Genomic DNA, 26,887 nt, shown 5'->3' with positions numbered 1-26,887 from the left:
TTCAACTTATTTAAGTTTATTTAAATAAAAAATGACCGACGAATCGTCGACCATTTTACTGAACTAAAGCTCACAATTAATTTATTAAGAAAAAATATTACTTTTAAAATAAGTCTACATCAACTCTAAAATCATTAAAAAGCATACTACCAATTTCATCAATTGTATTTTGAAATCTATCTTTAAGTAAACTATTATCCTTTAGATTATATGAGTTATTATTAATAAATACTTTAAAAGGTAAATATTTATTACGACTTGAACTTTTATTGTCTAATACGTTAAATATAGGTCTCTTCCGTTTAATAAGCATAAAAGCATTTCAAATTCTTCTATATCAAGGTGGTAATAATCTGTTATTGGTACTGAAAAATGACTCGTAAGACTGCTTTCAATCATATCTTCATATGGTTTAAGGGTAGGGAAATGCCCCTGGTTGACTATCATTAGATATATTTCATCAATTCCTTTAAGTGATTCATGTCCTATAGTTATCAAATCTTTATCCCTATCATGAACCTGTTTAAGTGGAGCAATAATCATCTTATTTGTATCTTTAATTATTGAATTTATATTTGCTTCAGTGGCAGAAGATGAAGAAACTCTATAGCTTTTCACCTCAATTGCCAGAAGTTTCTTATTAAGTCTTAGCACAATATCACTTTGCTAAGGTATCTCCTTAAACTAATGGCGTAGCATAGAAACCACTTTCGATTTTATTCATTACTCTCGAAATATTATTACCTCTCTTTTTCGATTAATAAAAAGAGTGCTCCTAATTTGGAACACTCTAATTTTTGTTATTTACATTTCCCAAGGCATCTTTTCCGTATATTCAGTAGAACCTCCAAATGGTTCTGATTGAGTATTTGGGTTACCCGAATTATTATTTTGTTCTCTTAAATTATTGTTTGAAGAGTCACTATTAATTGGATCAAGGAACTCTACCTCATTTACAATAACTTCAGTCACATATTGTTTCTTTCCTGTAGAGTCATCATAAGTTCTTGTAGTTAATCTACCAACTACGCAAACTTTAGAACCTTTTCGAAGGAATTTTGACATATTCTCAGCATTCTTTTTAAACGCTACACATTGGATAAAATCAGCTTCACTCTCACCATTCGTCTTTTGTGGACGATTTGATGCAATAGTAAATGTACAGACTGCGTTATTGTTATCAGTATGTCTTAAGACAATTTCCTTTGTTAATCTACCGTTTAAAATCACTTTGTTAATATTCATCGTTTTTTCTCTCCCTTAATTTTAAATTCTCTACCTAATAGTTATTAATAAATCATGTCATATTCGCGTAATCACAATATTTTGCGCTCACGCTATCTACAGAAATTTAATATGTTTTTCATTTTATCACCTCATAAATATCCTTTTTCTTTTAAACTCAGATAACGGTTATGTCCTAAAATAATGTGGTCTAATATTTCGATACCCATAATTTTTCCACATTCATTAAGACGTTTCGTTACTTCAATATCTTCTTTTGAAGGTGTAGGATCACCTGAAGGGTGATTATGTGAGAGTATGATACTAGCAGCACTCACTCTTAGTCCTTCCTTCATTACTTCTCTCGGATGAACGATACTGGCATTTAGAGAACCGATAAAAATGGTTTTTCTTGAAAGAATCTCATTTTTAGTGTTTAAGTATAGACAGACAAAATGTTCTTGTTCTTCTAAACTTAATGGCTTTAAAGCTTCATACGCATCATCTGGTGATTTAATTTGGCTTAAAGTTGTTGAATTTTTAGCGTATTGATAAGCTAAGGCAAATGCAGCACATAAACGATTTGCATTAAGTTTTGTTAAACCTAATTCTTCAAATTCATTAACTGATATCTGACCTAACTTTCTTATACTGAACTCAGATAATTTTGCCACTAGTTCTTCAGATTTATCCCCTATAATCAATCTAAGAAGATTAATAAGAGAAACATCTTCTCGACCGTAAAATGCAAATTCCTCTCTTGCTAATAAATAATTACTCATTTATTTTTCTCCCTGTTTTCTTAATTTTGGTCATTAAACATTGGATGAAGTTGAATACATTTCGGACAATATAAATAGTCACCAATGCAATCAATTTCAAGAAGTGAATGCTTCTTATTGCATGCAGAACAAGTATGTTTTTTACTTAATAAAGCAGTTAATCGATATTCAAGTTGACTAACCCACTTATTCAGTTGCATAAACTTTGCTGCAAATGATTGTTTAATGTCGTTTTTCATCTACTTCTCTCCTTTTAAAATAAAAAAAGGAACAAAACCAATTGGTCTTGTTCCCCTCTCATTCATCAATCTCTTCAACAAAGAGATATTCAAATACTTTCTTCAATTTACCTCTCCAACCATTATCGTTTTTAAAAGCTTTATATGCTTCTAAATTCGTTCCTAAGTGGAAAAGATTATCTCCTGTAAATCTCCAGTAGACTTGTTTTCCCTCGTTGATCTCTATTGACTTAACAAAAGTAACAGCTACTTTAAGAGCTTTTTCTTTTGTTTTGCCAAGACACCGTAAATAGCGTTTTGCTCCATTTGGTAATACAACTTGAACACAATAAGATTTGTTGTTAAATAAACTTCTTTCACCCATCGTATTCATCATTTCAGTTGCATTTCCTTCATACCCAAAAAATTCAGATAGTGTTACGGGTTTACTCATTGTTCATTCTCCTTTTCTAAATAAAACTAAAAAAAGCACTCTTTAGAAAGAAAATGACACACGGATAGTGTGTAAAATTCATTCCAAAGAATGCTTTTTGATTACTCGGTCACATGCTAATCCAATAAGGATTGCTAGAAAAAAATACCATAAAATATAAGTTAAATATATCATCTTCCTTTAAAGATGACTACTAATTTTGCAAAAATATTTATTCTTTATCTAAAATCAAGTTAATAAGTTCGTTTCTTAATACATTTCGCTCGACAGTATTTGGCTCAGAAAATGGATATGATGATTTAATTAACTCTATTGTACTTCTCCACTTTAATAATTGGATTGGTAATATTTTTATAATAATTTCATCGAAAGTAATAAAATTTGAACTTATATCAGCAACATTTAGCACAAGCTCTTTAGTGTCTCTCGATCTAGTAATAATAAAATACTCGGTTTCTATTATTTTATTACACCCACATAAACAAGTCTCAACTAATACATTTTCGTCATAACAATTTAACATGTGCTTACCTCCTTTTAAAACTAATCGGAGGTATATTAAAAATTTATCTAAAAAAATGTGAAAAAATCATTAAAATACTGTGTCCATTTTAGTAACTTCAAAGTATTATAACTTTGCCAACGTATTAGGCACATCAATATTGTAAAATGAAGGATATATTCTATAACATATGAGCCCAATAACTATTAGAAAAAATGATGATCTTTTATTTGAAGCTAAAAATATTCAGGAAGCAGCAAAATTCTTATCAGAACATCTAAAGATTACGAAATCTAAGTGTTTTGATTATATTGAACGTGGCTATGTATATCATATTACCTATGATATAAAAGGGGACGAATATAGTTTTATTGCTCCTGCAGAAATTGCCTTAAACCGACGTAAAGAGCTTGAAGAAAGAGGACATCATAATGCTCGTCGTGTTTGGTTGATTCCAGCTAATCCAGAAGAATTTGATGTAGTAGGTGCATTTAGTGAATATGAAGTTTTAGATTGGAGACGTTCTGTAATTTTGAAAATGGCGATATCTTATTTATATATGTCTCTAAGGGTATTCACAAAGTACGCTTTAAAGTTGAGGTTATAGAAGGTTTGGTAAAAGATCATGTTTTTGACTATGATGCTAAGTATTGGAAAGATAAAAGTAAATTACAGCAAATGAAAGTATCGAATTATACACGTGTTCGATTGATAGATACGGTTGACACCGATGAACTATCGTTTAAAAATTTACGTGAAAATGGTTTGAATAGCAAAATTCAAGGTCCAGAAAAGATTAATGGAGAACTACGGGATTATATTATGCCTTTTTTTCAAATTGATCTAACAGCAGAATATTACCCAGAAGAAATCTCTGATGGATTAGAAGAAGGACACAGTAAAACGATTTTAGTAAATAGATATGAACGTAACTCCAAAGTTCGTAAAGAATGCATAGATGCTCATGGCGTACAATGTCAAGTTTGTAAAATAGACTTTGAAAGTACGTATGGTATAGTCGGTAAAGACTTTATTCACGTACATCACATTATACCGCTTAGTGAAATAAAAAAAGGTTATATTGTGGATCCAGAACATGACTTAATACCAGTTTGCCCTAACTGCCATGCAATGTTGCATCGAAAAGAAAACGGAGCATATTTAACCATAGAAGAATTAAAAAAGCGTATGAAAAATAAAAAAAACATAATGGTTTAAAATAATTATTGAATTCCTCTATAAATTTATCGAAGAAATTATACACTTTGGCACTCGTAAGCAAATTAGTCCGAAGTTTTTCCGCCGACTGGAATAATAAAACCCCCGTGGGCATAGTCCTCGGGGGTTACTTTTTAAATATCTAATAAATTATCAATACCTATAATTACAAAAAGTACTGTTGGAATCGACCAAATAATACTAGTACCTTTCTTTCTCAAAATTATATTTTCAATTACATTTAGAAGTGAACAAATGCAACCATTAAATAAAATATTCCTTCATGTAAACGATTGATATCTGATGACCGGGTATAAACCGCATAAGTCACAACTGGAATTACTAAAATTAGCTGAATAATTACAATTAGTTTAATTCTTTCTTCGAATAATCTGTTAAATTGCCTCGTGATAGTTTTCAATCTTACTCCCCCTATATTAAATAATTATAATATAGATACGAATTTAAAACTTGGCTAACTTTTAGAATAAGTTTTAGTTTACTTTTTTCATTGCACTAAACCAACGATTATACATTTCTTGAGTTTTTACTCCTTCTAGTCTAGAAATCTCATATCCACCTTTATAGTAAACAATTGTAGGAGTTCCCACCATATTGCGCTCCTCCCAAATTCCATCATATTTATCTACTTCTATTTGATAAATATCAGCTTTGAATGCTTTAACCGAGTTTTTTATTAAAGGACTTGCTTGTTTACAATACTGGCAGTCCTTTTTGTAGTAATAAACAATCGTTTTTTCATTATTGGATATTTTTTCTTGTAGTTGTTTTTGAGTTATCTCTTTATAAGGTGTCTTAGCTTCAGTAACTTTATTTCCAATTAATAAATATGTTCCAATCCCCACTGATAAAAGCAAAACTAGACTAATTAATATTTTATGTATTTTCTTCATTTTCCTATTTCTCCTTAAAAAAGCCCCAGAAACAATATAATAAGAAATTAATCTTATTACTGAATGTTTCGGGGGCTTCCCGTAATTTAGTATGTACTTATATGGATATAATACTTTAGTTTACTAGAATTTACAATTAAATTGTCATTCTCCTTACCTTATTTCCAATATTACAAATCAATAAAAAGATTATTCGGAAAAAGCTTAAGAAGTAAACGTATTTTTGTACTAATAATAGAGAAAAATGAAGTAATAAAAATGTGGGGGACTAGCCCCCACGCTTAAGCAATACTTTTAGAACAAGTTTTTTACTTAGAAAAATTCAAACAGTAACTGTTCTATTTGTTGTCTTTTTTCGACGTTTCACCCGTAGTTTTAATAGGTTCTACTTGTAACTTTATTTCTAACGAATGCTCTTCTTTACAGTTGGTACAAGTATAAACTGTATTTGGTATTCGTGACTTCGCAAGTTCGTAACGCTCTTCTTTGGTCATACCTGTTTCTTTTGAACATTTACCGCATAATTTCTCCATTTATATCACCTTCTATCATTATTATACCTAACCTTTTTAAGTTTGGATTATTGTTTTTCACATACGCCTTTTTAATGACAAAAGAAGTTTAAAAGGAAGTCTTAATCTAGAAAAAAGGAAAAATATAACAATAACTAGCCGATAATGTTTATATATACATTAAAGGGGTGTCAAAATGAGAAAATTTATTCCTGCTCTGTTCGTATCTACTAGTCTATTAATAGGTGGAGTTATTCCAGCTTCAGCTGCTACAAAACCTAAAGTTATTGTACCTAAACAGGAAACTGTCCTTAAAACTTACAAAGTTGCATATGACAAAACTTTAAAGGAAAACAGAATTTCCATAGAAGCTTCATTTCCTGCATTAGACTTAAATTACGTAAAAAAAATTCAATATAAAGCAGATCTTGCTAATGGATTGTTAAATGTTAATCAACAATATAAGAAGATTTTTCTTTATTGAGAGATTTCTTCAGCAGTTAGTGGTTGAATATTGACCTTATCGCCAAATCCATTAAACAATACAGTGTTAGTTTCAGCTCGTTTAAATTTAGAACAAGTGGGACTAATTGTATATTTCACAGTTACACTTTGAATATAACCATCTTTGTTTTCATTAATTTTTTCATTGTAATTCTCACCCTTTTCATAAAATTATTTTTATAAATTTCATAATTCCAATTACTTACTAACTAAATTTTATCACTTATTTTAAATTATTTACTAGAAGGATTTTCCAGTTTTCATTGTATAAAATTGCAACTAACAAAAAAAATGAACATATTTCATTAAGAAATATGTTTCTTTTTTTATCACCATTACGAAAGACAAAAGAGTTACCTTGTAACTCTTACTGTTCAACAAAGGCGCCAGTTAGTTCAATAAGAAATTTTAATTTTATATTTTAATCTCCTTCTGTTGTCTTCGATACACTCAAAAAGTTCTTAGGTAGTTTTGTGGCTCCAAGGACATGGATCGTTTCTTTCTGTTTTTATATTAATCACTCTCAACCTTCGTTGTGCAAAGATCATCATTTATCTTTATCAAAATCGTTATTAGTATTCTAAGCGCATGCAAATAACTCATATAATGCTCATTTTCATTATCATGACCAGAAGATGTACCATGTAAATACTTGTTCCTCAAGTCATACCCATTGATAAAATTACTTTTATTCAGATAGAAATCTATATAATCGGCTTCATGCCTTGTTAATAATGTATTTTCAGCAATTAAAGCTCCTTCATTCAATAGCTTATCAACTTCTTGCTTTAGATTTTCAGAAAGTTTACTTGGTACAACTACACCGTTATTATATATATAATAATATATTAATGTTCGATTCCTATTTACCAACACTATTTCATTACCGTCGATTACCGTTACATAATTATATTCAACAAGCCAATCTAAAGACGGTTTTTGATAATCTTCTATATCTTGTAAATACAGCTTATCAGCTTCCAACCTTTCAATAAGCGTATTATATTGACTATCACCATATTTAGGGAAATAAGTAATATTACTTTGGTCAGAAAACATAACATTCTTTAAAATTCTAGCCTCATCATTATTTGGTGCTATGTAGAGGTATCTGTCATTTGTCATGCTTGGACATTCCGAAAATGGTAAAGGCTTGCTTTCCATTTGAAGAAGCTCTTCATCAATGTAACCATCCTCTAAATAAAACCTATATTTCTTAATTATACTTTCAATAGTTGGAAATATAGATTTGCACTTTTCAAAATTCGGATTATCTGTTGGTGGTAGCTTAATGTTGAAGTCCTCAATATAGAATTCCTCTTTTAGATAAGCATTGAAGAACCATTCAATTATTGATTCTATATTTTTGTTTTTACTCCTTAAAAATGAACAATAAACATGCATTTGTGCTAAGGATAAAGATTCTCTCATTGAGAAAGCTGTACAGGTCTTATATTCTTTCTCATGAGTAAAACCAAATCTTTCAAAAACACTTGCATATATTTCATTATATGGAAACTTAGAAACCATATCCTTATTTACAAACTCGAATATGTAAATAAAATTGTTCAATAACGTTGGGTTATCAAGATTTGATTCTAACCATTTTTTATCAACTTCTGTTCCTACTTTACTTAATGTGAAATGTTGCTTTACAGTACCCTCTACATTTTCTTTGAACTCGACTACTATATCCGTTCCAAGTCCACTACCATCTTTAAAGAGTTCACTTTCAAGTCTTTCACTTACTCTTTTTGCTTTCAGTTTAACTCTAGCATCAAGAGCAAACTCTTTCGTATTCTGTACATTACTAAGAAGCCTAGTGTAATTTAAATTAGGCTTATTGAGATCTAGATAGGTATTAATAATTTGCTCTTTATCTTCTACAGTTAACGATTGTGGCAAATAGGATTTTTCTCGTTCGTCCCTATGCTTTAATAAATATTTATCCAAAAGTAAATTTGTACTTCCTTCCGGGTAAATAAGCATATATTCTCTTAATTCCACGTCATGTTTCATTACTAGTTGATATTGCTTAAATATGATATATTTACCGACTGACGAATTAGCTATTCTATTTTTTTCTTTAAGCCATTCCTCTTTATCTTCACCAAGATATAATAGAAGCGTATTGTCCTTCACATACTGGTTAATAATATATAATTCTAGTGCTTCATTGATATTCTTTATTGCATGACCTATTGATAGCTCCTCATAAACTTCTTTAGCCTTATCTAGCATATATCCTTTTGCCAAATCCGGCCCTTCGTAGTACTCCACTCCTCTGTATCTTTCTTTTACCATGCTTCCCCCTCTTTCTTTTATATTCTTTTACAAACTCCTATATTGTCTTCTCTTTTGATTTCCAAAGTTGAATAGAAGATGGTTCTTTTTACATGATTATTCTGTTCCTATTAGTTCTTTGCCAAAAACCTCACTTACTTATGGTATGGTTCACCTCATCATAAGTAATGTAACTAAAGCGCCAGTTAGTTTAAGAACACTTAGTAATTTTTAAATTTATTCTTTCCAGGATAAACCTTGAGATATGTGATAAAAATTACAATTACAAGTATTACTATTAATAAAATTTCTATTGGTGGATTAGGATAAAAATATTCTGAGATCCAATTAAAAAACTTAAATTCTATGTAAACCATTGCTATGAATGCAAATATCCTTATTATCAATGAAAATAGACCTCTATTCTTAAAATATATTAATTACATTATAACAATTCCATATTCAGCAATACTACCAGTTAAAACAAAAAATAGGCTGCCCGTAGAAGCCTATCGTTGTTCAACTAACGCGCCAGTTTGTTCAATAAAGAAAACTTACTATATCATATCAAAACTATAAATTATCCCGTTGTAAATCTATGCTCGATACATTCATATATTTTATAGTGTTCTGCCAACATTTAGCTTAATTTTGTCAAAATCTATTAATTCTATTTGTTTTATTACAAAGATATTGCAAGATGATATTTTCATTACAAAGCCATAAATAGATGATGTTATTGATCCATATCAAAGTTAAATGTGATAAATTGAATAAAAGTTAAATAAAAGCAGAATAGAAAGGAACCATCATGAATAGAACCTACATAAATTTCCCTTTTACCACTATCATAAAGGGGTTCCTTACAGTATGTTTACTAATTTTAAGTCTCACTTCATTTTCTACATTACATGTATCAGCAAATACTAATACAGCATTTAAATATAATTCGAAAGTGCCATTACCAAAAGCTCACCAAGAGTATTTATATAATCTGTGTAAACAACGTGGGTTATCATATCGATCTGCACTTGCAATCATTAAAATAGAAAGTAATTTTCATGCAAACGCTCGAAATAATGAAAGCTACGGTTACTTCCAAATTGCAAAAGTAAACCATAAAAGTCTGGCCAAAACTCTACACACTGCAAACAAACCAACTGATCCTTACATTAATATCAAATGGGGTACATATATGCTTTCTACTTTACAAAAGAAGTATAAAGCAAAAGGATATCGTGGCGTAAAATTAACAGAAGCCATTTTAAGTGCTTACAATAAAGGTGTTGGTGGTTATGAACGAACAGGAAAAGCTACGTCATATATCGCTAAGTATAATAAAGCGTTAAAAGTCGTAAATTCATGGTTCTAATATCATACTCAAAGATTAAGTTCAATAATAATAGACAAGGTGCAATTCAGATGAATTGCACCTTGTCTATTATTACTTCGATAAGTATTTACAAAACTTCAAATTTCTATTGAATACTAAAATTAGTTATCTTAACATTTTCCCGGCGTATCAATAATGTAGACTTTCGCATCAACATATTTGTAACCAGTAGTTACTGAACTAAACTGCCAATAATTAAACAGGAGTCGAACATCATCGACTTCTCAATTTTCAACTAACGCGCCAGTTAGTTGCATAATTGCTCTATATGGCAATATCATTTTCAATAATATATCTTTCTTCTAATTTTTCTTTTAATAAAATTAAAAGATTTTCTATTTTCTCTATGTATGATGTTTTTAATGAATCGTCAGCAAAGCCTTTATATTCAAAAGTTGTAGAATCATCAATAAACAATGAATCATATACTCTTTGAATCTCCAAAAGCATTTCATCTATTTCTTTTTCACTTCTTAACTCTTCAACTAAGTCATTGTCAAGAAGTTCACCGTTTTCATCATAAACCCACAAAGGGTAACATTTATATTCTATATAAAAGTCTGATTTTTTTCATTTAGCTTCATTACTCCCTCAGCTATTGGTTGCTCATGATCACCAACTAACGCGCCAGTTAGTTGAATTGTAAGTTTAGTATTTTACTTAAATGTGGCATAGCTAAGTAGAACGCACTCACTGTAAAAAGTTGATTTATTTCACCACTTTTTATTTTAGAGTAAATATCATCTACATTTACTAATTTGAATTCAATAAATTCAGTAGGATCCAGTTCCTGTTCAAAAGCTTGATAGGCACTTTCAATTAAATATGAAATTACTTTATTATTTTGTGTAGCAGGATTAATAAAGAACTCTCCTAATAAAATGGGTTCAGTTTTTGTAATATATCCAGTCTCTTCTCTTACTTCTCGTAAAATAGCTTCTTCATAGGTTTCACTTTCTTCTGGCTTACCTGCTGGGATTTCTAAAAAGAAGTCCTGTCCAGCGTATCTATATTGTTTAACCAGTAAAATTTGATTCTCCTTTGTTATCACAATAGCATTTACCCAATTTGAATATTCGTTTACATAATAATCATCTATAATATTTCCATCTGGTAATTCACAACTATCTTTTCTTAAATTTCCAAAAGCAGGTTTGAATAGATATTCCGAACTAAGTGTTTACCATTTCTGCATATTGATAGCTCCTTAATAATCAGTTTATCTATACCTATTTCGCTAATTTTAATTATTCTCCTTGTTCAACCATCCTGCCTTTTAACACAAAAAAAATGGACTACCAAAGTAGCCCATAGTTGTTCAACTAACGCGCCAGTTAGTTGAATATTACTTCTTAAATACATTGTCTTCATAATCTATTTTATATGTTTTCAGTTGAAGTAATGCACTAATCATAACAATCGTTTAAACCTCGAAGATTATACAAATAAATTTATATCAGTTTCATCTAATTCCCTTTAGTACTTAAGATACTTAAATATAAATATGATACAAATGGTGTTCACCGATCTGGGAGAATGATTTTTGATAAAGCGGTTAATTTCCTTGTGATTAGAGTAGATTCTACTAAATTACACTTGTTAGAATCAACAAGCTGTATCAAAAGTATTGACACACATAAATATGTAATATAACATACACCTAGGATTACTATGCATAGAAATAGTATGTATTGGAGGGAGACTGTTATGAAGATTAGTAAAGAGTTACTAAAAGGTAGTACCACTACTCTTATTTTAAGCCTACTTAATTCAAAACCAATGTATGGCTATGAAATTATTAAAGAGTTGGAAATGAAGTCTGAGGGAATTTTTAGTTTAAAAGAAGGAACGATTTATCCCATACTGCACATCCTTGAAGATAAAGGACTGATTATTTCTTATTGGGAAGAAGGCCACGGGAAGAGAAAGAGAAAATATTATAATATCAATGGAAAAGGTAAGGAATTTATAAAGGAAAAAAAAGAAGAATGGTCAATCTTTAAGACTGCAGTGGACGAAGTGTTGAAAGGAGAGAAAATCGTATGGGATTAGAAAACGATTTTGAAGAATATATTAAAGAATTGTGTAAACAAATAAGAAATAAAGATGTTCACTCTAGTATAAAACTTGAAATAAGTGATCATCTTCAGACACTTAGAGAGGAAGCCTTGCTTGCTGGACTCTCAGAAGAAGAGGCTATCGATCAAGCATTAGCTCGTATGGGAGATGTAAAGGTGCTTGGTAAGCAGCTTAACGAGACCCATAAAGCCTCAATGGATACCAAAACCATTCTTCCAGTAATGATAGCTTCACTGTTTGGATTACTAGTAATGTATTATTTACAATTTCATTCTACTTTTACAGAGATTCAGGATATGAAAGTATTTAATAAAAGTCTTATTTTTTACTTGTTAGGAATTCTGCTGATGCTAAGCTTGTCTACGTTTGATTATAGAAAGTTATTAAAGTTCTCCAAACCCCTATATGCGGGAACGGTCCTAATACTATTAATAGCTGTTCTTTTTGGTGTTAGAGTCGATGGTGTTCCTTTTTTAAACTTAGGTTTTGCCAATATTAATTTTACCGAGATTACTCCTTTTCTCTTGGTTATGTCCTTTGCTGGAATCTTTCATTCTTGGAATTGGAATGACTCTCGAAAATCTTGGCTTGGAGTAGGTATTCTGGCATTACCTATCTTATTGTTATTAACAACAAGTGCCATAGCAACTTCTATCATTTGTATTATTGGCTGCACAGCCACTATGTTTGGATCTAGAGCCAGTCTTAAACAAGCAATAGCATTCGCAGGAGCTGCCTCTATATGGCCAATCTTCAACCTGTTGGTTCGATCTCAAAATTATACATCGATCGATACCAAGGATATTAAAAAATTAGGCGCATCTGATTTTATTGGAAATAGTCTTAATCTAACCCCAAATTTAATTTCTGAAGTACATTCAGATTTTATTTTCACTTACATCATCTATTCATTTGGCTGGTTAGCCGCGATTATTGCTTTCGTATTGGTTGTGTTTTTTATTTGGAGAATATTGAGTGCTACGAAAAGCGTTAATTTCATTTATGGTAAAATGCTGGCTATAGGGTTGGCAGTAACCTTTGCAAGCCAATTTATACTAAGCATCCTGACAAACCTGGGCTTATCACCTTTACCTGGTGTAGCCATGCCATTCATGAGCTTTGGAGGCTCACATATATTGTTGGAGATGATTGCAGTAGGTCTGATTTTAAGCATATTCAGAAGACGAAAAGCAGCTGATATACTCTGGTTGGACGTAAAAAATAATACCTAAACTATTATAGTGATATTACCTTAATTCGTAATCATATTAAAGGGGAATTATTTTTATCATTTTAGGATGCGTAAATTAGTTTAAGTGTAATAACTTCAAAATATTAAAAAATACCAGATGACTATGCCAATCATTGTTGACCCAGTATAAGTCTACTATGCATTAAAGAATGTGCATTAAAGAATTACTACTTTCTTATTACACATTCCTGCTCTTTAGCAAAATAGAGGACAATCATTAATTGATCATCCTCTATTTGTTATTTAACTAAAGCGCCAGTTAGTTGAATAACACATAATAAAAAGTACTCTTAATCTTAATACTCAATACCACCCAAACACGCCCATAATAACATCAGGAAAATGATTGAAAATAAAACAGCGTTAATATTTTCAAGTAACTTATTCTCTTTTTTAGCTATTATATTTTTTAGCATCTTTATAAATAATATAAAAAATAAAATTGCTGACAACCAAATTATTAATATAATTAAAACCATATTATATACTCCCTCTGTCTCCTGAAAAATCATTTAATATACCAGTTTATATTAGTGAATTTCTTACTAATTTATATTCAATCTAATTCCAAAGAGTCCTTCTCTTATCCAACTAATCCGCCAATAGTAAAATAAGAAAAATCGACTTTTCAGCCGATTGTGTAGTTCAACTAACGCGCCAGTTAGTTGTATAAGATCTTTAAAGTTGAAACAATAATCCCCATCATTGATGCAAAATATAAACTGCGTGCTAGAAGCTTATTTTTTTCAATCAACCCCAATAAAAATAATGCGATCCCTATTATTAATATTAAATATGGCATCATTACTATGAATTGTTTCGTTATAAAACCATAAACAGATATTACAATTAAAAATAAGATAAATATAAGACCTATTAAATTTCTATACAAAGTTGACCTCCAAAGTTCTTATTAGTAATTTTTTCTTGGTTATTACACTATATATTTATCTTTTTTTGCGAAATAGGAGTTGATCATCAGCTCCCTATATTAATTCAACTAAATCGCCAGTTAGTTGAACAAGGATAATAAATCTAAAATTTAATTTTCCTTATTTTGAAGTAGTTCAATTATTTTATCTAGTTGTTCTTCTTGTCTTTTAAAGTAAGAGGAAATTCTTTTTATTAAATTAATTAGACCATAACCAATACTAATAACCACTAAAACTATTAAAAACATATATAAAAACATTACAATTCCTCCACAAATTAATAATGTAATTATTCGTTTTAAACAGTAGATATTCCTTTTTCTATATAACCATACTACATTAGCACGATTAAAAAAGACGACCAAAGCAACCTTCATTATATACAACTAACGCGCCAGTTAGTTACATAAGGAATTTAGTTCGTGTTGAATATGAAAGATTCTATTTTCTCATCACCTGATACCATGTCCTTTATTTTATAATGATTATTTTTAACTTCATTTTCACCGATGATTACTACTTGACGAATATTCTCTTTATTTGCACGATCCAATGCTTTACTTAATTTTTTATTTCCCATTTCTAATTCTACGTTATTTCCTTTTTGTCTTAAGTAACTGGCAACTACAAGACCTTCTTTCTGAGCATTAAGTGGAATTACATAATAATCAACATTTGATTCGTCTGTAAATACTTTATCCAATAAATTCATGGCAGTATATATTACATCTAAACCAAAAGAAATACCCACAGTTGAAAATGTCTGATCCGTTCCAATTAGACCCCTTATAGCATTATCATACCTACCGCCACTACCAATACTTGATTTAATGGTCTGATTTGAGAGGAAAATTTCATAGATTGTGCCTGTATAAATCTCTAATCCCCTTGCTAAGAATGGATTAAATTTACACTTACCTTCTAAATTTAAATACTTTAAATAGGAAGATAGTTCCTTAAGTTCTTGAATACCTTCTTGAAGAGTTTTATTATCCTTAGAATACCGTTCAAAATATTGTATGTTTTCATTCAAAGCATTCTCCATTAATTCTTTAATCAGATTAACGGTTTTTATAGATAAATCTTTTTCTTTAAGTTCTGATTCAACTCCTTCGAGCCCTATCTTCTCCAGCTTGTCTAGTGTTAAAACGACTTCATTTATTTTTTCAATTGGAGTGTCAAATAACTCTAACAACCCAACGAGTAATTTACGATTGTTAAACTGTATAACTACTTCTAATTCAAGTTTTTTAAATGCTTCAATTGCCATCTCCATCAATTCTGCTTCTGCGATTTGTGATTCGACTCCAACAACATCTACATCACATTGTGTAAATTCTCGAAATCTACCCGTTTTTATCGGACCGTCCCGAAACACTTTACCTATTTCATATCGTTTAAAGGGCATTCTAAGTGTTGGATTCATTGCCACTACTTTTGCAAATGGTATCGTAAGATCATATCGTAATGCCAAATCCCTTTCTCCTCTATCAGTTAAACTATACATTTCTTCTAAAATCTCAGCACCACCACCATACTTTGAGGAAAGAAGTTCCGAATAATTTAAAATAGGTGTTTCTATAGGTTTACATCCATATTGAATAAAAACATCTTCTAAGGTCCGTCTTATTTTTCTTCTAATAACTTCTGCTTCTGGTAAAAAATCTTGTGTTCCTTTTACATTTTGATAGTCCATTTTTTTCATTTTGTTACCTCCAATAATGATTAATTAAAAAACAAAAAACCGCACTAGACTAAGTTTTCTATACTCAATCAATGCGGTTTAACTATTAATAGCCTTCCTATATACGATTTTTAAATCGAATAGCAAGGCTAATTTTTATGATGATGAAGTTGAGTTACAATAATAAGTCTTTTAATAAAAAACACAATTATCACCTCTAATTTCTTAACACTTTACCACAATTTGTCAGAACATTCAATGTTACAGAAAATCTCTTGTTGATCTAACGCGCCAGTTAGTTGCATTAGAATTTTATTTTATTTGAGGAGTTCTTATATTTTACATTGAAAAGGGTACGGAATGTTTCCCTTCTGAAACTTTTTAAGGACCAAAATTTTGAACAATATCCCTTACAATTAAAAGACCACCTAAGAGCAATAGAATTAAGATTACTATCAGTGATAATACCACCTTTTTATTCTTTCTATTTAGCATTATCAAAATTACAATTACAATTGCAACTGCGAAAAATAGAACTGAATACATGGTTTCCCCCTTCAAATTCTCATATATTTTGCTACAATTAATATATATTCTTTAATTTAGTCTTTTATCCTGTTTCAACCATCCACCACGTTTGCATAATAAAAAGGCTGCAAAACAGCCTTTACTTTTGTATAACTAACGCGCCAGTTAGTTAAATAAGAAGTTTCATCAATTTGTCTGTTTTATATTGTACGGTTAATTTAAAAATTGAGACATATAGGAATCATTGCTTATATATTCATAGAAGTAGTCGCAAGCATCTTCTTCAGTAATAAACGTTTTCAAATCGTGCTTATTCCCACGCTCATCACAATAATAGACTTCCCATATATTTTGATCATTCTTGGACAATTCGAATCTATCTGGATATAACTTTCCATCAAGTAGGTACGTTGATTCTGGTACATTTTTTTTCAGTAACAGCTCTCTCAACTCTTTTTTAGTCATACTAAATTATCTCCTTTAAAGCATCAGACCGCATAAATTATTGTTTCTTAACCAAGACATAGTGCAATTACAAATTATGTAACTAACGCGCCAGTTAGTTTAATAAAGGAACAGACCTGAATGTGATATCCCTTAGAGAAAATATATTAATTTGAGTCAATAGAAAATTCCACTTATAATAAAGATGAAACATGATATATGAATAAAAAAAGATTTAGGAGCAAATAGAATGGTAAATCCAACTGATTTAGTAGTTAATTTCATAAAAAATAATAATAAATTAGAGGTTATAAAAACAATTTCGTTAGTTATCATAGCGATTTGTTTAATAAAAATAGCTTTTAGTTATTAATTCAAAAAGACCATAGATAAAACCCTTATTCGAACTAAGAATAAGGGTTTTTAATTTCTATAAAAACAGCTCTATAAAAATTTTATTTTCTTTCCAGAAAAGTCTTACCTTTACAACTAACGCGCCAGTTAGTTAATTAATCTCTGTAAAATTATATATTAGTTATTAATAATGTATTTCTCCCAATTGACGCTCTTAATCTCTTCATCTGTTGGTGTAGTAACACGATTAGCGTTATTTTCCGTTCTTGCTGTAAAAGATTTAACCTCTGATGGTTGATTCCACTCATTCTCGCATTCATCACACATTACAAATAGTTCATTGGTTTCAACATCTTTTACTATCTCTACCCAACCTTGTTCACAAATAGGACACCAAGCTACTTTTTTATAGTTCACTATTAAATCATCCTTTAATTATTTTAGATCTTGTTTAACTATCGCGCCAGTTAGTTGAAGAAAGAATTTTAAAACCTTTTTATTTTTTCAATTGAATCATTACAGGTTTAAATTCGACTTCATTAAAAATTTTCTTGAAGAACCGTTGGTTTCACAAATATCTCACTATATTTTTCATTCAAGACTTGAGGTATGACAGCACGTCTTTCTACCGTCAACATAGAGGTCTTTTCATTCTTTTGTACCACTCCGTCACTTAAAACATCAATTTCTTTTCCACCTGAATTAGATACATCTAATTGATAAGTTTTAAAATTTTTCGAAGTTGGATAAGTAACTTGATAGTTAATTACTGTAGACGCTTTTCCGTATAAAATAGACATTACTTTTAATGATATGTTATCCTTTTCATTTTTACCTTCGACTCCTTTTACTAAAAACTCTGTTGCTTGAATTTGTTGAATCGGTACATTAAAATCCCAATTACCTTCTTTCTCTCCAATCTTTGTAAACGATAATGGAACATCCATGCTTTTTAATACTTCTTTAGAGAAATTATAGAATTGTATATTGCCTGAAAATCCATTTTTCGATTTTTTTATTTCAGTAATTTCAATGCTATCATCAATGGAAGTATCTCCTCCAAACAATTTGTACATTACGTAATATCTTCCGTCGTCACTTTTTACTACATCGCCATTTATATTGAATTTAAAACCTATCACATTACCGTCGTAATATGCACCTTTAATTTTCACATCAATTCCTTGGTATGTAGACGATTGATTTAATTTTGTGACCAGCTTTTGTTGATCTAAATTTCTGCCAATGAGTTGATTAAACGTTTCATAGAAGCTTCCAATCAACGGTGTATCAGCTAATGCATGAGAAAACGCGGGTACAATAAAACTTGATGTAAGTAACAAACTGGCTGCTATTGCAATGCTCGTTATTAGTTTTTTTCCTTTTATTACACCTTGTAAAGTTGGAGCTGTTTTTGCTCGATTTACACCAATTTTAATCGCTTTTATCACATCCTCTTGAGGAATTTCAATACTATCAACATGTTCACGAAATGTTTGTTTGTTCATTTGTATTAGCTCCTTCAATTAATTTCCTTAAAACTTTTCGACCACGACTTAGATATGTTTTAACCGTATTCTCAGGGATTTGCATTGTTTCAGCAATGTGTTTAATAGAATAATCGTGGTAGTAAAATAAAATAATGGCAGTTTGATAATTTTCTTGGAGTTTATCGATGACTTCTTTCATTTCGATTTTCTCATTTGTATTATCATTTACGTACAAAACAACTTCTTCAATTGGCTCCTGTATTTGTCTCTTTTTGATAATTGCGTTTGAGCAATTGATTAAGATTCTCGTTATCCAAGTTAGAAAGAAAGATTCATTTTTCAACTTGCCAATAGATTCGAAGCTTCGGTAAGCCGTTTCTTGTACGACATCTAAAGCATCTTCACGATTGCCAACATATAAAAATGCAGTTCTATATAATTGTTCTCTATGCTTCATCAGTAGTTGTTCAAATGCATTTGTATCACCATTTTTAGCAAGTTTAACTAATTGAGTATCCTCCATTTTCACCCCTCCTCTACTATTAGAGTTTAAATTATCAAAAAAAGTTTCAATAAATTATTTAATGAAATATATTGTTGCCTGTCTCTATATCCACAAATAAAAAAAGCCGCAAATGCGACTTTTATCTTATTCAATGACTGTATTAGTTAATTTCCTGTTTTTTCTATATTTTAGCATAAATTCCTTTTAAAACTAATCTGCACATTAGTCCAATTAAAAAGACTGCTGAAGCAGCCTAATGTAGTTCAACTAACGCGCCAGTTAGTTAAATAAGGTTTTAAAGTTTAACTTTGATTCTTTAAAGGAATATCCAAGTATTTTACGTATTTATTAGTTTCTATCTCTTGATACACCCTTAAAAAATCCACCTTAAATGTAGGATAAGGTGTTAATTCATGTTCAGCTTTTTTAGCCATTTCCTTTAATTCCTCACTTGTTAATCCAAAATTTGTTTGTCCTAATGTTAAGTGTGGTACATAGTCTCCAAGTTCTAAATATTTATTAATTAATTCTTCTGAAGGGGAAACTGCTTTAACAATTTTATTATGTAATTTATGTATCTCCGTAGATTCTACACTTAGAAAAAGTACACTATCCCCAAAAAAATTATGTTTTTTTAGTGATACTTCGAAAGACGGAAATTCTTCACAAACTTTTTCAACTAGACTTACCCAACCTTTATCAGGTGTTAAACCACCTTGTGCTTTTATTGTAATATGTGGTTCAACTACATCTGTTAGAGAGTTATTTCCCCATTGTTTTTGAAAATTTATAGTTCTTTCCATATATTCATCTGGTGCTACTATTCCAATAAAATACTGCATTAATATCCTCCAAAAATATTTATTTATAGTAATATTTCTCAATAAAGTTTAACATCCCTTTAATTACTACTAAAAATAAAAAAAAGGTGCCAAGGCACCCACATTTTCTATATAACTAACGCGCCAGTTAGTTGAACAAATAATGTATTCCAGTTGAAATCATAAAAGCTAAAAATGTAGTAATAACTATATCAATAACAACTTTATTCTTTTCAGTTTTTTATACTTAGAGTCCAAAAAATATCTTAATATGTAAAAGACAGCAAAGCATCCGAGTAGTTCAAAAAAATTCATTTCTATCTCTCCAATTCGTATCTGTTAGAAAGTGTTTATAGGAATATCCTATGATTTACGAAACTATCAGTAAAACTCGGAAGTAGTCCAGATTTTTTCAACTAACTTTACATTAGATATATAGTATTCGAAAATAAAAGTTTGGATATGGTTGTCTTTCTTATTTTAACTTTGTTTCTTTTCAGTTGGATTAAAATATGATTCTACGTACTGGGAAAGCTGAAGAAGTATCCCTACAATAGATAATATCCACCCTACTCCTCTTAATAAAATAGGCCCTTCAAAATTATTAAAATACGTTAAAGTTACAATTATTAGTCCAAATAAAATATACATAGCACAAACAATATTTTTCATATATAAATCCTCTTTCTTAGTTAATACTTTATAAGTGTAATAGTGTTAGAAAATTTTGGATAGCGGTATATTTTGTAAAATGCTTGTTTAACTGAAGTGATAATTACTTCAATAAAAAAAGCCGCATCCGCGACTCATGATCTTGTACAACTAACGCGCCAGTTAGTTGCATAAGGAATTTTAATTTACTTATAAATTATTTATCTTTCCAACCACTTTCTGAATGTACTTGAATTATCTTTCCGTTAGTCAAGAAAGCTACTGTTTTACCATCAATAGTATACTTAACTAATGAAAATTGAATTTTCGCAGAATCGTATTCTGGGTTATGGCTTAAATATGCGGTATGATCTATCATCGCTCTTGCACCATCATGAATTTCATCATGTAACCATTCAGTTATTCTAGTATCATATTTTTTGGAAAGTTGGATTTGAGAACTTTCTAGTGATATCAATTGATTTAAATTCAAGTTTCTTGTAATAGTAGACACTTCTTTTGTTTTTTGAGCAGTTCTTTCGCTATAAAAATTTTGTATTTTAGGAAGGTTTACAGCTAGAATAATAACCCCAATAACCAAAAATACAATAAGACCCCTAAAACTTTTCCGTTTTTCCTTTTCAACTACAGCCATAACTATATACACTCCTTACAAATATAGTCCTAAATAAATATATTAAATGTAAAGGTTGTATAATCCTTTATATAAGAAATCCTTTTTTGGACTTAACTGCCCGTTATAATAAAAAAAGTCGCAATTTGCGACTCGTGATCTTATCTTACTAACGCGCCAGTTAGTTACATAAGAAATCTCAAAAATCTAAAACATAAATGCATATACAAGAAATAATACTAGAAGAATGAAATAACATGTTTGTATTAATATATAAAATACTGCACTTTTTATTTTCCGGTGAATCAACCAATACTTTAAAACGAAATGGTGTAAAACCAGTAAAACAAAAGAACCGATCCATCCATAGAATAGTCCTTCCAAAAATGCAATCCCGATTCCGTGTTTTTCAACATAATTTGTTATTGTCTCTTTTATTATTCCAATTATAAAAAAAAGTGACCAATAATTAAAAAATGAAATAATTAAAAGTAGCAGAAGTATTGAATGTTTGTACGCTCCAATAATCCTTTTAAAGATACTTCGTGCATACTTATTTAAAAGTAATTTCATTAATAAACCTCAAATAATCCCTATTTAATACCTTATATTCGAGTATTAAATAATTTTACCTTTTAATTATTTCGCTTAAATCAAAAAAATAAGAGTTGCTCAGCAACTCATTTAAATCACTGAACAACTAACGCGCCAGTTAATACTAATAGACTTGATATTGATATTTTTTAGTTGCAAATAAGAAGTTATTGAATTGGAAAAATGACTTTTCCTTGTTTATTTTTACAAACAAATTCGATATCACCCATAAAGTTTTTAAGATGTTTATCAGTTGGGATTTTTTTATATATGATATAGGCATCTTGCTTTGGAACTACTAGTGTCGTAGTGTGATCCGAATATTCTCTATTGCTATTATTAAAAGTATAAGCCCTTAATTCTATCGTATCAATTTCACCATTTTCATTATTACCCATAATAACTTGGTATCTTCCTTTATTTGTGTTAAACGATTCGACCACAGCAGGATCCAATCTATTTCTCCAAACTGAACCTTTTATTTGATACTTACCATTTGGTCCTTCGATTAAACGTGTTCTACCATACTCCCCATCATATTTACTAAATGCTAAAGCAATATTGCTATCGTCTAATGTAACTACTTTTAATACTTGTACCTCTTTCACTAATGGATTTCTAGTTCCATGAGCGTAATTGATATTCTGTTTTATTTCTTTACTTAAGTTACTGGAATAAATATTTACCGAAAATTTTTGATTTTGATAAAAATGTATTACAAACCATATTAATATAACCGTAACAAATAACCATATAATTCTTTTATTATTCATTATATAATCCCCCATAGAATAGAAAATACTACCTTCCATTTAGGCTATTCTTCTTCAAGGTGCTTATTCGTTTTTTCCATTCTGAATCCAGCCGCCAAATTCGTCAAATAAAAATGTACAGTAACTGTCAATCGGAGAATTACAAATTATCCTAATTCAATTAAACTGCTACTACACTAAAAATTAGCCACTTTGTGACTCATGTTTTTCAACTAACCCGCCAGTTAGTTACATACCTTTTGAAATATGAAAATTATAATTATTTAGAGATGGTTTCATTTTTTTTTTGGAATAATGCGGTTATTATAAATCCGATAGAAATACCTAAATAAGCTAGCATAGTACAAATTCCTATCCCCATTCCTGCCCAGCGCCCCACACCAAAGATGCTGAACAATAAAACAATTAAGCATATTAATGAAATGTATAAAAAAACTCTCTTCAAAGTTTTTTTGCTAGATATAATATTTATAACAAAAATGAAAAATGCAATAGCTATAATAGGAATAATTAAAATCATTTTATTCACAACCTTTTAAGTAAAATAATAAGAATTTAAACTCTTACTATTTATTCCATAAGTCATTCAAATATTCCTTTACTTATTAAACTTTCCTGCCTGATACGCACAATAAAAAGAGCCACAAATGTGACTCGTGATCTTCAACTAACGCGCCAGTTAGTTGGATAACAGATAAATTTAAAATGGGTATCTTTCTAATGATATTGTTAAACTACGCAACTCTTCAATTTCATCACTTTCCCATTTTTTCCTTTCGATATCTCTTAACACTTTTTTAGAGGTTGAAAGTAAAGAATCTCTAAGTTGTTTAATGTTACAAATTACAATATCCTCATCATAACAACTTAATTCAATTTCTTCATTGCTAATTTTCTTTGCTAATACAACTGGTGATCCATCCATAAAGTCAAATTCATAGGTTCTTCCTTTTTTCGACAATATCAATGCCTTCATTGATTTAATCCACCAAGATAAAATGATTACTACAAAATCTGACCAATATTCATCTGGATAATATCTGTGAAAATCGATTTCAAAATAGATTATTCCAGTTATATTAATAGACTTATTTAAAGAATCCAAATCAACCTTAATCTCTACATTTCGTAACATTTGTATCATCCTAATTTTTTAGTGTTTGAAGTGATCTAAAGGTAGTCTATCTTTCTCAAGTTCTATTTCATGAGGTTCGTACCAATCATTGTTAGTTGGGTCATTACTGTTTCTGATGCAACTACCGAAAGAACATCCACAATATCCTTCTTTTGCTGGTATTGCTTTATTAGCCATTTTCATAGCCTTTTTTATATCTGAAATCACAAAAGGCAAGTGAATATCTCCTTCTTCAACCCAGTGGAAACAATATTTCTTTGGGCATTGCATACTTATCACTCTTTCTATGCCAATTTGTTTCAATTGCTAAGTATATTGAGTATATTCCTATGTCTCAAAAAACCTCTTTACACTATATTCAATGCCCAACATTTTTTTCCTTTTCTTATTCAACAGTCCTACCAAATACGTAAATAAAAAAGCAGCCATTGCTGCTTGATCTTTAACTAACGCGCCAGTTAGTTTAATATGTAATACCATTAATTCTTGCTTTCTACTTTGAATTCTGCAACATCAGAAAATATTTTGTTCCCCTCACTCCACTTTAATTTAAAAATTAGATTATTATTCTTTCTAGAGTAAACACTACTTTTATAGTCGAAACTTCCAAATGTTTCTAAAACTTGTGAAGGTTGTACTTCATTATAAGTAATTTCGGTTGAATCGTAGTTAATTAGAGATAAATTAGCAGGTCTTTCCCCTAAATATTTTATTTTTGTATCATAAACCCATTTTTTATGATCATACCTGGGTAAAATTTTGATATCCCAATCCTTTATTTTTGATAATTGATTAACCTCTAATTCTTTGGCCTGCTTATCATTCTTTGTGAGTGAACATGCAGAATTTAAAATGCAAACAATTATTAATGTTAAAAAGTAAAATTTTTTCATAAATCCTCCTGAACTGTAGTAACTATGATGTTTTTTCAATATTCCTCTTAGTTTATGATTCACCAATTAATATCTCTGTGTAATTTAAAATCACAATAAAAAAACCGCTAAATTTGCGGCTTTTCTTTATGTATAACTAACGCTCTTCGTTAGCTCAATAAGCATTTTATTTTTTCTCTAAATCGCTAATTCTCTTTTCTAATTCATTCATCTTTTTATTTGAAAATCCCTTAATTTTTTTTACAATCTTAAAGATTGCATATCCTATTAAAAATAAAATTGCCAAGTCTATCAACGCATTTATTAAATTAAAATTACCCATTTTTCATTCTCCTAGAAGCCTTATTTTTATGCGACACAAATCATTATACTCTATATTCAAAGGTACTGCCCATTACCAAAATAAAAAAGACCGCCGAAGCTGTCTTTTTGTTCTTCAACTAACGCGCCAGTTAGTTGAAGTACAATTATTAATTTTTTAATAAATCGCATTTCTTCATTTTAATGAATAACTAACAACTCAATAACATTTACCAGACTCGGTTGTAGTAAATATACGCGAGTACACATCCTTAATGTTATTTTCATTTACCTTGTCATTATAAAGTCCATATCCACAGTATTGATATTTGCCTTTGCCAAAATGATAAATACCAGTTGCATAAGTTGGGTCACCTAAATCAGGCGCACTTTCGTAGGAGAATTGCTCATTTACAAATGCTAAATATGATTTTTTGGACTCTATAAAGAAAAATGGGATACCAGAATTTTTATATACTGCTGCATATCTATTATTGGCAGCTTCGGAGAGATGTTCCTTCATAATGAAAATGGCATCAAATTTAGAAGAAAGATTTTTCTCTTCTTCTATTTTATTAAAATTGATTTTTTTGAATTTCACATTATCTTCTCTTACTTTCGGAAAATTACCTATAACACCAATAACTAAATTTTTCCCATCATATGGAGGTGTGTAGACGCTATCAGAATTACAGCCTGTTAACATGACTAATATTAGAAGTACAATTGGTAAATATTTTTTCATTACTTTAATCCCCTTTTATTATTGAATAGAAGAATCCCAATAATAACTCCAAAAAATATACTATTAAATACATAGGAGCTAAAAATATCTCCCTCTGGCATGGTTATTAAACAAAAAATGAAACTAAATAATACTGAAAAAATAGTACTTAATCCTATGTATTTGAACATTTAATTTTCCCCCTGTAAATTCATTGTTGAAATGTTTTTGGAAGTACAATATTGATTGTAACACGTGTCTTTCCATTAAAATATGATAAATCTTTATTGAGCTATACTGCCATTTATTTCATAAAAAAAACGAGTTGCTAACAACTCGTGATCTTCAACTAACGCGCCAGTTAGTTGAAGAAGTACTGCCATATATTTAAATAAAAAAGAACAGCCATTGGCTACTCTCACTGTTCAACTAACACGCTAGCTAGTTGGTTTAGAAATTTATTTTTTATTTTCTAAATCATTAATTCTTTGTTCTAACTCTTTAATTTTAGTAAATCGTTTTTTACTAGTGTTTTTCATTAAAATAATTAAACTAAAAATAGCTAATCCAATAATAACTAATGCACAAAGAAAAGGTAAAATAGTGTTCATTTAATCCTCCAACGCTAATTTAATTTAGGTATAAAGCTTTCCCCATTCAACTTTATATCTAAATTAAGATAAAACTATTCTAACAGAAATATAATTATTTATGAATATAAAATATCCATTAAAATTCCGTCCAAATACTTATATAGAAGTAGATCAACATTGACTCCTGAATTCATTCAACTAACGCGCCAGTTAGTTACATAAGGAATTCGATTTTTATAAAGAAAATATCGGTAATATGATAAAGGATATACCCATTAATAAAAATATAATTTTACCTATATACCATGGAAGCATCAAGAAGAGATCAACAGTAATATATGTACTTCCTCTTTTTTTTGCCTTTTCGTGACTTTTTTTGTTATAGAATATCGCAGTAATTATTACAATCACGATTCCAAGAATTTGTGCAATAATAGCTCCTGATGATATATATTCATTCATTAATTTCACCTTTTTTAATATGATTTACATTAAAT

General features: G+C 29.7%; 37 protein-coding genes. 6 read left to right on the top strand and 31 right to left on the bottom strand.

Annotated features, from left to right (window positions below; translation table 11 throughout):
- Positions 1–273 precede the first annotated feature (273 nt).
- The 6 genes from ABID96_RS11030 to ABID96_RS11005 all read right to left on the bottom strand — a co-directional run bounded on the left by ABID96_RS11030 (position 274) and on the right by ABID96_RS11005 (position 3,201).
- Positions 274–498, bottom strand: a complete 225-nt coding sequence (locus ABID96_RS11030) for a hypothetical protein (RefSeq protein ID WP_192604072.1) — start codon at positions 496–498, stop codon at positions 274–276.
- 306 nt (positions 499–804) lie between these two features.
- Positions 805–1,245, bottom strand: a complete 441-nt coding sequence (locus tag ABID96_RS11025) for a single-stranded DNA-binding protein (protein ID WP_192604071.1) — start codon at positions 1,243–1,245, stop codon at positions 805–807.
- Positions 1,246–1,376: 131 nt separating this feature from the next.
- Positions 1,377–2,006: a RadC family protein gene (gene radC, locus ABID96_RS11020; RefSeq protein ID WP_192604070.1), complete on the bottom strand. Its 630-nt coding sequence runs from the start codon at positions 2,004–2,006 to the stop codon at positions 1,377–1,379.
- 20 nt (positions 2,007–2,026) lie between these two features.
- A complete protein-coding gene (locus tag ABID96_RS11015; protein WP_192604069.1) occupies positions 2,027–2,245 on the bottom strand; it encodes a hypothetical protein in 219 nt (72 codons plus the stop codon).
- A 58-nt stretch (positions 2,246–2,303) separates the two neighbouring features.
- Complete coding sequence (locus ABID96_RS11010; RefSeq protein WP_192604068.1) at positions 2,304–2,678, bottom strand: DUF6018 family natural product bioysynthesis protein; 375 nt, start codon at positions 2,676–2,678, stop codon at positions 2,304–2,306.
- Positions 2,679–2,889: 211 nt separating this feature from the next.
- On the bottom strand, positions 2,890–3,201 hold the full coding sequence (locus ABID96_RS11005; protein WP_192604067.1) for a hypothetical protein: 312 nt from the start codon (positions 3,199–3,201) through the stop codon (positions 2,890–2,892).
- Between the two features lie 169 nt (positions 3,202–3,370).
- On the opposite strand from ABID96_RS11005, the gene ABID96_RS11000 reads away from it, so the two are divergent.
- Together ABID96_RS11000 and ABID96_RS10995 are read left to right on the top strand one after the other, a co-directional pair.
- Positions 3,371–3,787, top strand: coding sequence for a hypothetical protein (locus ABID96_RS11000; protein WP_377896864.1), 417 nt, complete (start codon positions 3,371–3,373; stop codon positions 3,785–3,787).
- A gap of 5 nt (positions 3,788–3,792) precedes the next feature.
- Entirely contained in the window at positions 3,793–4,398 is a 606-nt protein-coding gene (locus tag ABID96_RS10995) for an HNH endonuclease (protein ID WP_377896863.1), read from the top strand.
- 241 nt (positions 4,399–4,639) lie between these two features.
- Here ABID96_RS10995 and ABID96_RS10990 read toward each other — a convergent pair whose 3' ends face one another.
- The 3 genes from ABID96_RS10990 to ABID96_RS10980 form a co-directional block, all read right to left on the bottom strand.
- Positions 4,640–4,819: a hypothetical protein gene (locus ABID96_RS10990; protein WP_192604066.1), complete on the bottom strand. Its 180-nt coding sequence runs from the start codon at positions 4,817–4,819 to the stop codon at positions 4,640–4,642.
- A gap of 73 nt (positions 4,820–4,892) precedes the next feature.
- The gene (locus ABID96_RS10985) at positions 4,893–5,312 is read right to left on the bottom strand and encodes a thioredoxin family protein (RefSeq protein ID WP_192604065.1); all 420 of its coding nucleotides are present in this window, start codon (positions 5,310–5,312) and stop codon (positions 4,893–4,895) included.
- A 338-nt stretch (positions 5,313–5,650) separates the two neighbouring features.
- The gene (locus tag ABID96_RS10980; RefSeq protein ID WP_192604064.1) at positions 5,651–5,845 is read right to left on the bottom strand and encodes a CXXC motif containing zinc binding protein; all 195 of its coding nucleotides are present in this window, start codon (positions 5,843–5,845) and stop codon (positions 5,651–5,653) included.
- A 175-nt stretch (positions 5,846–6,020) separates the two neighbouring features.
- Between ABID96_RS10980 and ABID96_RS10975 the strand changes: the two genes are divergently transcribed.
- Positions 6,021–6,308 carry a hypothetical protein gene (locus ABID96_RS10975; protein ID WP_192604063.1) on the top strand — a complete coding sequence of 96 codons (288 nt, stop codon included), beginning with the start codon at positions 6,021–6,023 and terminating at the stop codon, positions 6,306–6,308.
- 533 nt (positions 6,309–6,841) lie between these two features.
- Here ABID96_RS10975 and ABID96_RS10970 read toward each other — a convergent pair.
- Positions 6,842–8,632, bottom strand: a complete 1,791-nt coding sequence (locus tag ABID96_RS10970) for a hypothetical protein (RefSeq protein ID WP_192604062.1) — start codon at positions 8,630–8,632, stop codon at positions 6,842–6,844.
- A 790-nt stretch (positions 8,633–9,422) separates the two neighbouring features.
- Here ABID96_RS10970 and ABID96_RS10965 point away from each other — a divergent pair.
- On the top strand, positions 9,423–9,983 hold the full coding sequence (locus ABID96_RS10965; RefSeq protein ID WP_192604061.1) for a transglycosylase SLT domain-containing protein: 561 nt from the start codon (positions 9,423–9,425) through the stop codon (positions 9,981–9,983).
- Positions 9,984–10,268: 285 nt separating this feature from the next.
- Here ABID96_RS10965 and ABID96_RS10960 read toward each other — a convergent pair whose 3' ends face one another.
- Together ABID96_RS10960 and ABID96_RS10955 are read right to left on the bottom strand one after the other, a co-directional pair.
- Positions 10,269–10,535, bottom strand: a complete 267-nt coding sequence (locus tag ABID96_RS10960) for a hypothetical protein (protein WP_377896862.1) — start codon at positions 10,533–10,535, stop codon at positions 10,269–10,271.
- 100 nt (positions 10,536–10,635) lie between these two features.
- Complete coding sequence (locus ABID96_RS10955; protein WP_377896861.1) at positions 10,636–11,055, bottom strand: NUDIX hydrolase; 420 nt, start codon at positions 11,053–11,055, stop codon at positions 10,636–10,638.
- A 656-nt stretch (positions 11,056–11,711) separates the two neighbouring features.
- Between ABID96_RS10955 and ABID96_RS10950 the strand changes: the two genes are divergently transcribed.
- A complete protein-coding gene (locus tag ABID96_RS10950; protein ID WP_192604060.1) occupies positions 11,712–12,056 on the top strand; it encodes a PadR family transcriptional regulator in 345 nt (114 codons plus the stop codon).
- Positions 12,047–13,315 carry an FtsW/RodA/SpoVE family cell cycle protein gene (locus ABID96_RS10945; RefSeq protein ID WP_192604405.1) on the top strand — a complete coding sequence of 423 codons (1,269 nt, stop codon included), beginning with the start codon at positions 12,047–12,049 and terminating at the stop codon, positions 13,313–13,315. Before ABID96_RS10950 ends, ABID96_RS10945 begins: the two co-directional genes overlap by 10 nt.
- A 1,062-nt stretch (positions 13,316–14,377) precedes the next feature.
- Here ABID96_RS10945 and ABID96_RS10940 read toward each other — a convergent pair.
- From ABID96_RS10940 to ABID96_RS10850, 19 genes are all read right to left on the bottom strand, one after another.
- Positions 14,378–14,527 carry a hypothetical protein gene (locus tag ABID96_RS10940; RefSeq protein WP_192604404.1) on the bottom strand — a complete coding sequence of 50 codons (150 nt, stop codon included), beginning with the start codon at positions 14,525–14,527 and terminating at the stop codon, positions 14,378–14,380.
- A 155-nt stretch (positions 14,528–14,682) separates the two neighbouring features.
- Complete coding sequence (locus ABID96_RS10935) at positions 14,683–15,972, bottom strand: histidine--tRNA ligase (protein ID WP_192604403.1); 1,290 nt, start codon at positions 15,970–15,972, stop codon at positions 14,683–14,685.
- Between the two features lie 360 nt (positions 15,973–16,332).
- A complete protein-coding gene (locus ABID96_RS10930; protein WP_377896859.1) occupies positions 16,333–16,497 on the bottom strand; it encodes a hypothetical protein in 165 nt (54 codons plus the stop codon).
- Positions 16,498–16,692: 195 nt separating this feature from the next.
- A complete protein-coding gene (locus ABID96_RS10925; RefSeq protein WP_192604402.1) occupies positions 16,693–16,944 on the bottom strand; it encodes a hypothetical protein in 252 nt (83 codons plus the stop codon).
- Positions 16,945–17,454: 510 nt separating this feature from the next.
- Positions 17,455–17,694 carry a hypothetical protein gene (locus ABID96_RS10920; protein WP_192604401.1) on the bottom strand — a complete coding sequence of 80 codons (240 nt, stop codon included), beginning with the start codon at positions 17,692–17,694 and terminating at the stop codon, positions 17,455–17,457.
- 122 nt (positions 17,695–17,816) lie between these two features.
- Positions 17,817–18,785, bottom strand: coding sequence for a DUF4179 domain-containing protein (locus ABID96_RS10915; RefSeq protein WP_377896857.1), 969 nt, complete (start codon positions 18,783–18,785; stop codon positions 17,817–17,819).
- Complete coding sequence (locus ABID96_RS10910) at positions 18,763–19,290, bottom strand: sigma-70 family RNA polymerase sigma factor (RefSeq protein WP_192604399.1); 528 nt, start codon at positions 19,288–19,290, stop codon at positions 18,763–18,765. Before ABID96_RS10910 ends, ABID96_RS10915 begins: the two co-directional genes overlap by 23 nt.
- 284 nt (positions 19,291–19,574) lie before the next feature.
- On the bottom strand, positions 19,575–20,114 hold the full coding sequence (locus ABID96_RS10905; RefSeq protein ID WP_192604398.1) for a 2'-5' RNA ligase family protein: 540 nt from the start codon (positions 20,112–20,114) through the stop codon (positions 19,575–19,577).
- Between the two features lie 459 nt (positions 20,115–20,573).
- Positions 20,574–20,765: a hypothetical protein gene (locus tag ABID96_RS10900; protein ID WP_192604397.1), complete on the bottom strand. Its 192-nt coding sequence runs from the start codon at positions 20,763–20,765 to the stop codon at positions 20,574–20,576.
- Between the two features lie 196 nt (positions 20,766–20,961).
- The gene (locus ABID96_RS10895; RefSeq protein ID WP_192604396.1) at positions 20,962–21,399 is read right to left on the bottom strand and encodes a hypothetical protein; all 438 of its coding nucleotides are present in this window, start codon (positions 21,397–21,399) and stop codon (positions 20,962–20,964) included.
- Positions 21,400–22,139: 740 nt separating this feature from the next.
- Positions 22,140–22,745, bottom strand: coding sequence for a hypothetical protein (locus ABID96_RS10890; RefSeq protein ID WP_192604395.1), 606 nt, complete (start codon positions 22,743–22,745; stop codon positions 22,140–22,142).
- Positions 22,746–23,004: 259 nt separating this feature from the next.
- On the bottom strand, positions 23,005–23,265 hold the full coding sequence (locus ABID96_RS10885; protein ID WP_192604394.1) for a YesK family protein: 261 nt from the start codon (positions 23,263–23,265) through the stop codon (positions 23,005–23,007).
- Positions 23,266–23,445: 180 nt separating this feature from the next.
- Positions 23,446–23,880, bottom strand: a complete 435-nt coding sequence (locus ABID96_RS10880; RefSeq protein WP_192604393.1) for a hypothetical protein — start codon at positions 23,878–23,880, stop codon at positions 23,446–23,448.
- An 18-nt stretch (positions 23,881–23,898) separates the two neighbouring features.
- On the bottom strand, positions 23,899–24,150 hold the full coding sequence (locus ABID96_RS10875) for a hypothetical protein (RefSeq protein WP_192604392.1): 252 nt from the start codon (positions 24,148–24,150) through the stop codon (positions 23,899–23,901).
- A gap of 209 nt (positions 24,151–24,359) precedes the next feature.
- Positions 24,360–24,773 (bottom strand): hypothetical protein, encoded by a 414-nt coding sequence (locus ABID96_RS10870; RefSeq protein ID WP_192604391.1) that lies wholly within the window; start codon positions 24,771–24,773, stop codon positions 24,360–24,362.
- Positions 24,774–24,939: 166 nt separating this feature from the next.
- Positions 24,940–25,095, bottom strand: coding sequence for a hypothetical protein (locus tag ABID96_RS10865; RefSeq protein ID WP_192604390.1), 156 nt, complete (start codon positions 25,093–25,095; stop codon positions 24,940–24,942).
- A 198-nt stretch (positions 25,096–25,293) separates the two neighbouring features.
- Positions 25,294–25,818 (bottom strand): hypothetical protein, encoded by a 525-nt coding sequence (locus tag ABID96_RS10860; RefSeq protein WP_192604389.1) that lies wholly within the window; start codon positions 25,816–25,818, stop codon positions 25,294–25,296.
- 437 nt (positions 25,819–26,255) lie between these two features.
- Positions 26,256–26,408 (bottom strand): hypothetical protein, encoded by a 153-nt coding sequence (locus tag ABID96_RS10855; RefSeq protein WP_192604388.1) that lies wholly within the window; start codon positions 26,406–26,408, stop codon positions 26,256–26,258.
- A 216-nt stretch (positions 26,409–26,624) separates the two neighbouring features.
- Positions 26,625–26,852, bottom strand: coding sequence for a hypothetical protein (locus ABID96_RS10850; RefSeq protein ID WP_377896856.1), 228 nt, complete (start codon positions 26,850–26,852; stop codon positions 26,625–26,627).
- Positions 26,853–26,887 lie beyond the last annotated feature (35 nt).

It is taken from the genome of Gottfriedia sp. OAE603 (genome assembly GCF_040543965.1).
Taxonomy (GTDB): Bacteria; Bacillota; Bacilli; order Bacillales; family Bacillaceae_G; genus Gottfriedia; species Gottfriedia solisilvae.
Note: the sequence above shows the minus strand (reverse complement) of the source record. Positions and strands in the feature narration are given on the sequence as shown.

What these genes read in the sequence shown, in the direction of transcription:
- ABID96_RS10935 (WP_192604403.1), bottom strand. Translation starts at nt 15,972, where the DNA reads ATGAAAAAAATGGACTATCAAAATGTAAAAGGAACACAAGATTTTTTA.
- ABID96_RS10905 (WP_192604398.1), bottom strand. Translation starts at nt 20,114, where the DNA reads ATGCAGTATTTTATTGGAATAGTAGCACCAGATGAATATATGGAAAGA.
- ABID96_RS11010 (WP_192604068.1), bottom strand. Translation starts at nt 2,678, where the DNA reads ATGAGTAAACCCGTAACACTATCTGAATTTTTTGGGTATGAAGGAAAT.
- ABID96_RS10880 (WP_192604393.1), bottom strand. Translation starts at nt 23,880, where the DNA reads ATGTTACGAAATGTAGAGATTAAGGTTGATTTGGATTCTTTAAATAAG.
- ABID96_RS10930 (WP_377896859.1), bottom strand. Translation starts at nt 16,497, where the DNA reads ATGTATTCAGTTCTATTTTTCGCAGTTGCAATTGTAATTGTAATTTTG.
- ABID96_RS10965 (WP_192604061.1), top strand. Translation starts at nt 9,423, where the DNA reads ATGAATAGAACCTACATAAATTTCCCTTTTACCACTATCATAAAGGGG.
- ABID96_RS10940 (WP_192604404.1), bottom strand. Translation starts at nt 14,527, where the DNA reads ATGTTTTTATATATGTTTTTAATAGTTTTAGTGGTTATTAGTATTGGT.
- radC (WP_192604070.1), bottom strand. Translation starts at nt 2,006, where the DNA reads ATGAGTAATTATTTATTAGCAAGAGAGGAATTTGCATTTTACGGTCGA.
- ABID96_RS10915 (WP_377896857.1), bottom strand. Translation starts at nt 18,785, where the DNA reads ATGAACAAACAAACATTTCGTGAACATGTTGATAGTATTGAAATTCCT.
- ABID96_RS11025 (WP_192604071.1), bottom strand. Translation starts at nt 1,245, where the DNA reads ATGAATATTAACAAAGTGATTTTAAACGGTAGATTAACAAAGGAAATT.
- ABID96_RS10925 (WP_192604402.1), bottom strand. Translation starts at nt 16,944, where the DNA reads ATGACTAAAAAAGAGTTGAGAGAGCTGTTACTGAAAAAAAATGTACCA.
- ABID96_RS10895 (WP_192604396.1), bottom strand. Translation starts at nt 21,399, where the DNA reads ATGGCTGTAGTTGAAAAGGAAAAACGGAAAAGTTTTAGGGGTCTTATT.
- ABID96_RS10945 (WP_192604405.1), top strand. Translation starts at nt 12,047, where the DNA reads ATGGGATTAGAAAACGATTTTGAAGAATATATTAAAGAATTGTGTAAA.
- ABID96_RS10875 (WP_192604392.1), bottom strand. Translation starts at nt 24,150, where the DNA reads ATGCAATGCCCAAAGAAATATTGTTTCCACTGGGTTGAAGAAGGAGAT.
- ABID96_RS10900 (WP_192604397.1), bottom strand. Translation starts at nt 20,765, where the DNA reads ATGAAAAATATTGTTTGTGCTATGTATATTTTATTTGGACTAATAATT.
- ABID96_RS10970 (WP_192604062.1), bottom strand. Translation starts at nt 8,632, where the DNA reads ATGGTAAAAGAAAGATACAGAGGAGTGGAGTACTACGAAGGGCCGGAT.
- ABID96_RS11000 (WP_377896864.1), top strand. Translation starts at nt 3,371, where the DNA reads ATGAGCCCAATAACTATTAGAAAAAATGATGATCTTTTATTTGAAGCT.
- ABID96_RS10865 (WP_192604390.1), bottom strand. Translation starts at nt 25,095, where the DNA reads ATGGGTAATTTTAATTTAATAAATGCGTTGATAGACTTGGCAATTTTA.
- ABID96_RS10860 (WP_192604389.1), bottom strand. Translation starts at nt 25,818, where the DNA reads ATGAAAAAATATTTACCAATTGTACTTCTAATATTAGTCATGTTAACA.
- ABID96_RS10850 (WP_377896856.1), bottom strand. Translation starts at nt 26,852, where the DNA reads ATGAATGAATATATATCATCAGGAGCTATTATTGCACAAATTCTTGGA.
- ABID96_RS10985 (WP_192604065.1), bottom strand. Translation starts at nt 5,312, where the DNA reads ATGAAGAAAATACATAAAATATTAATTAGTCTAGTTTTGCTTTTATCA.
- ABID96_RS10950 (WP_192604060.1), top strand. Translation starts at nt 11,712, where the DNA reads ATGAAGATTAGTAAAGAGTTACTAAAAGGTAGTACCACTACTCTTATT.
- ABID96_RS10910 (WP_192604399.1), bottom strand. Translation starts at nt 19,290, where the DNA reads ATGGAGGATACTCAATTAGTTAAACTTGCTAAAAATGGTGATACAAAT.
- ABID96_RS10980 (WP_192604064.1), bottom strand. Translation starts at nt 5,845, where the DNA reads ATGGAGAAATTATGCGGTAAATGTTCAAAAGAAACAGGTATGACCAAA.
- ABID96_RS11015 (WP_192604069.1), bottom strand. Translation starts at nt 2,245, where the DNA reads ATGAAAAACGACATTAAACAATCATTTGCAGCAAAGTTTATGCAACTG.
- ABID96_RS11005 (WP_192604067.1), bottom strand. Translation starts at nt 3,201, where the DNA reads ATGTTAAATTGTTATGACGAAAATGTATTAGTTGAGACTTGTTTATGT.
- ABID96_RS10855 (WP_192604388.1), bottom strand. Translation starts at nt 26,408, where the DNA reads ATGAACACTATTTTACCTTTTCTTTGTGCATTAGTTATTATTGGATTA.
- ABID96_RS10870 (WP_192604391.1), bottom strand. Translation starts at nt 24,773, where the DNA reads ATGAAAAAATTTTACTTTTTAACATTAATAATTGTTTGCATTTTAAAT.
- ABID96_RS10885 (WP_192604394.1), bottom strand. Translation starts at nt 23,265, where the DNA reads ATGATTTTAATTATTCCTATTATAGCTATTGCATTTTTCATTTTTGTT.
- ABID96_RS10975 (WP_192604063.1), top strand. Translation starts at nt 6,021, where the DNA reads ATGAGAAAATTTATTCCTGCTCTGTTCGTATCTACTAGTCTATTAATA.
- ABID96_RS10890 (WP_192604395.1), bottom strand. Translation starts at nt 22,745, where the DNA reads ATGAATAATAAAAGAATTATATGGTTATTTGTTACGGTTATATTAATA.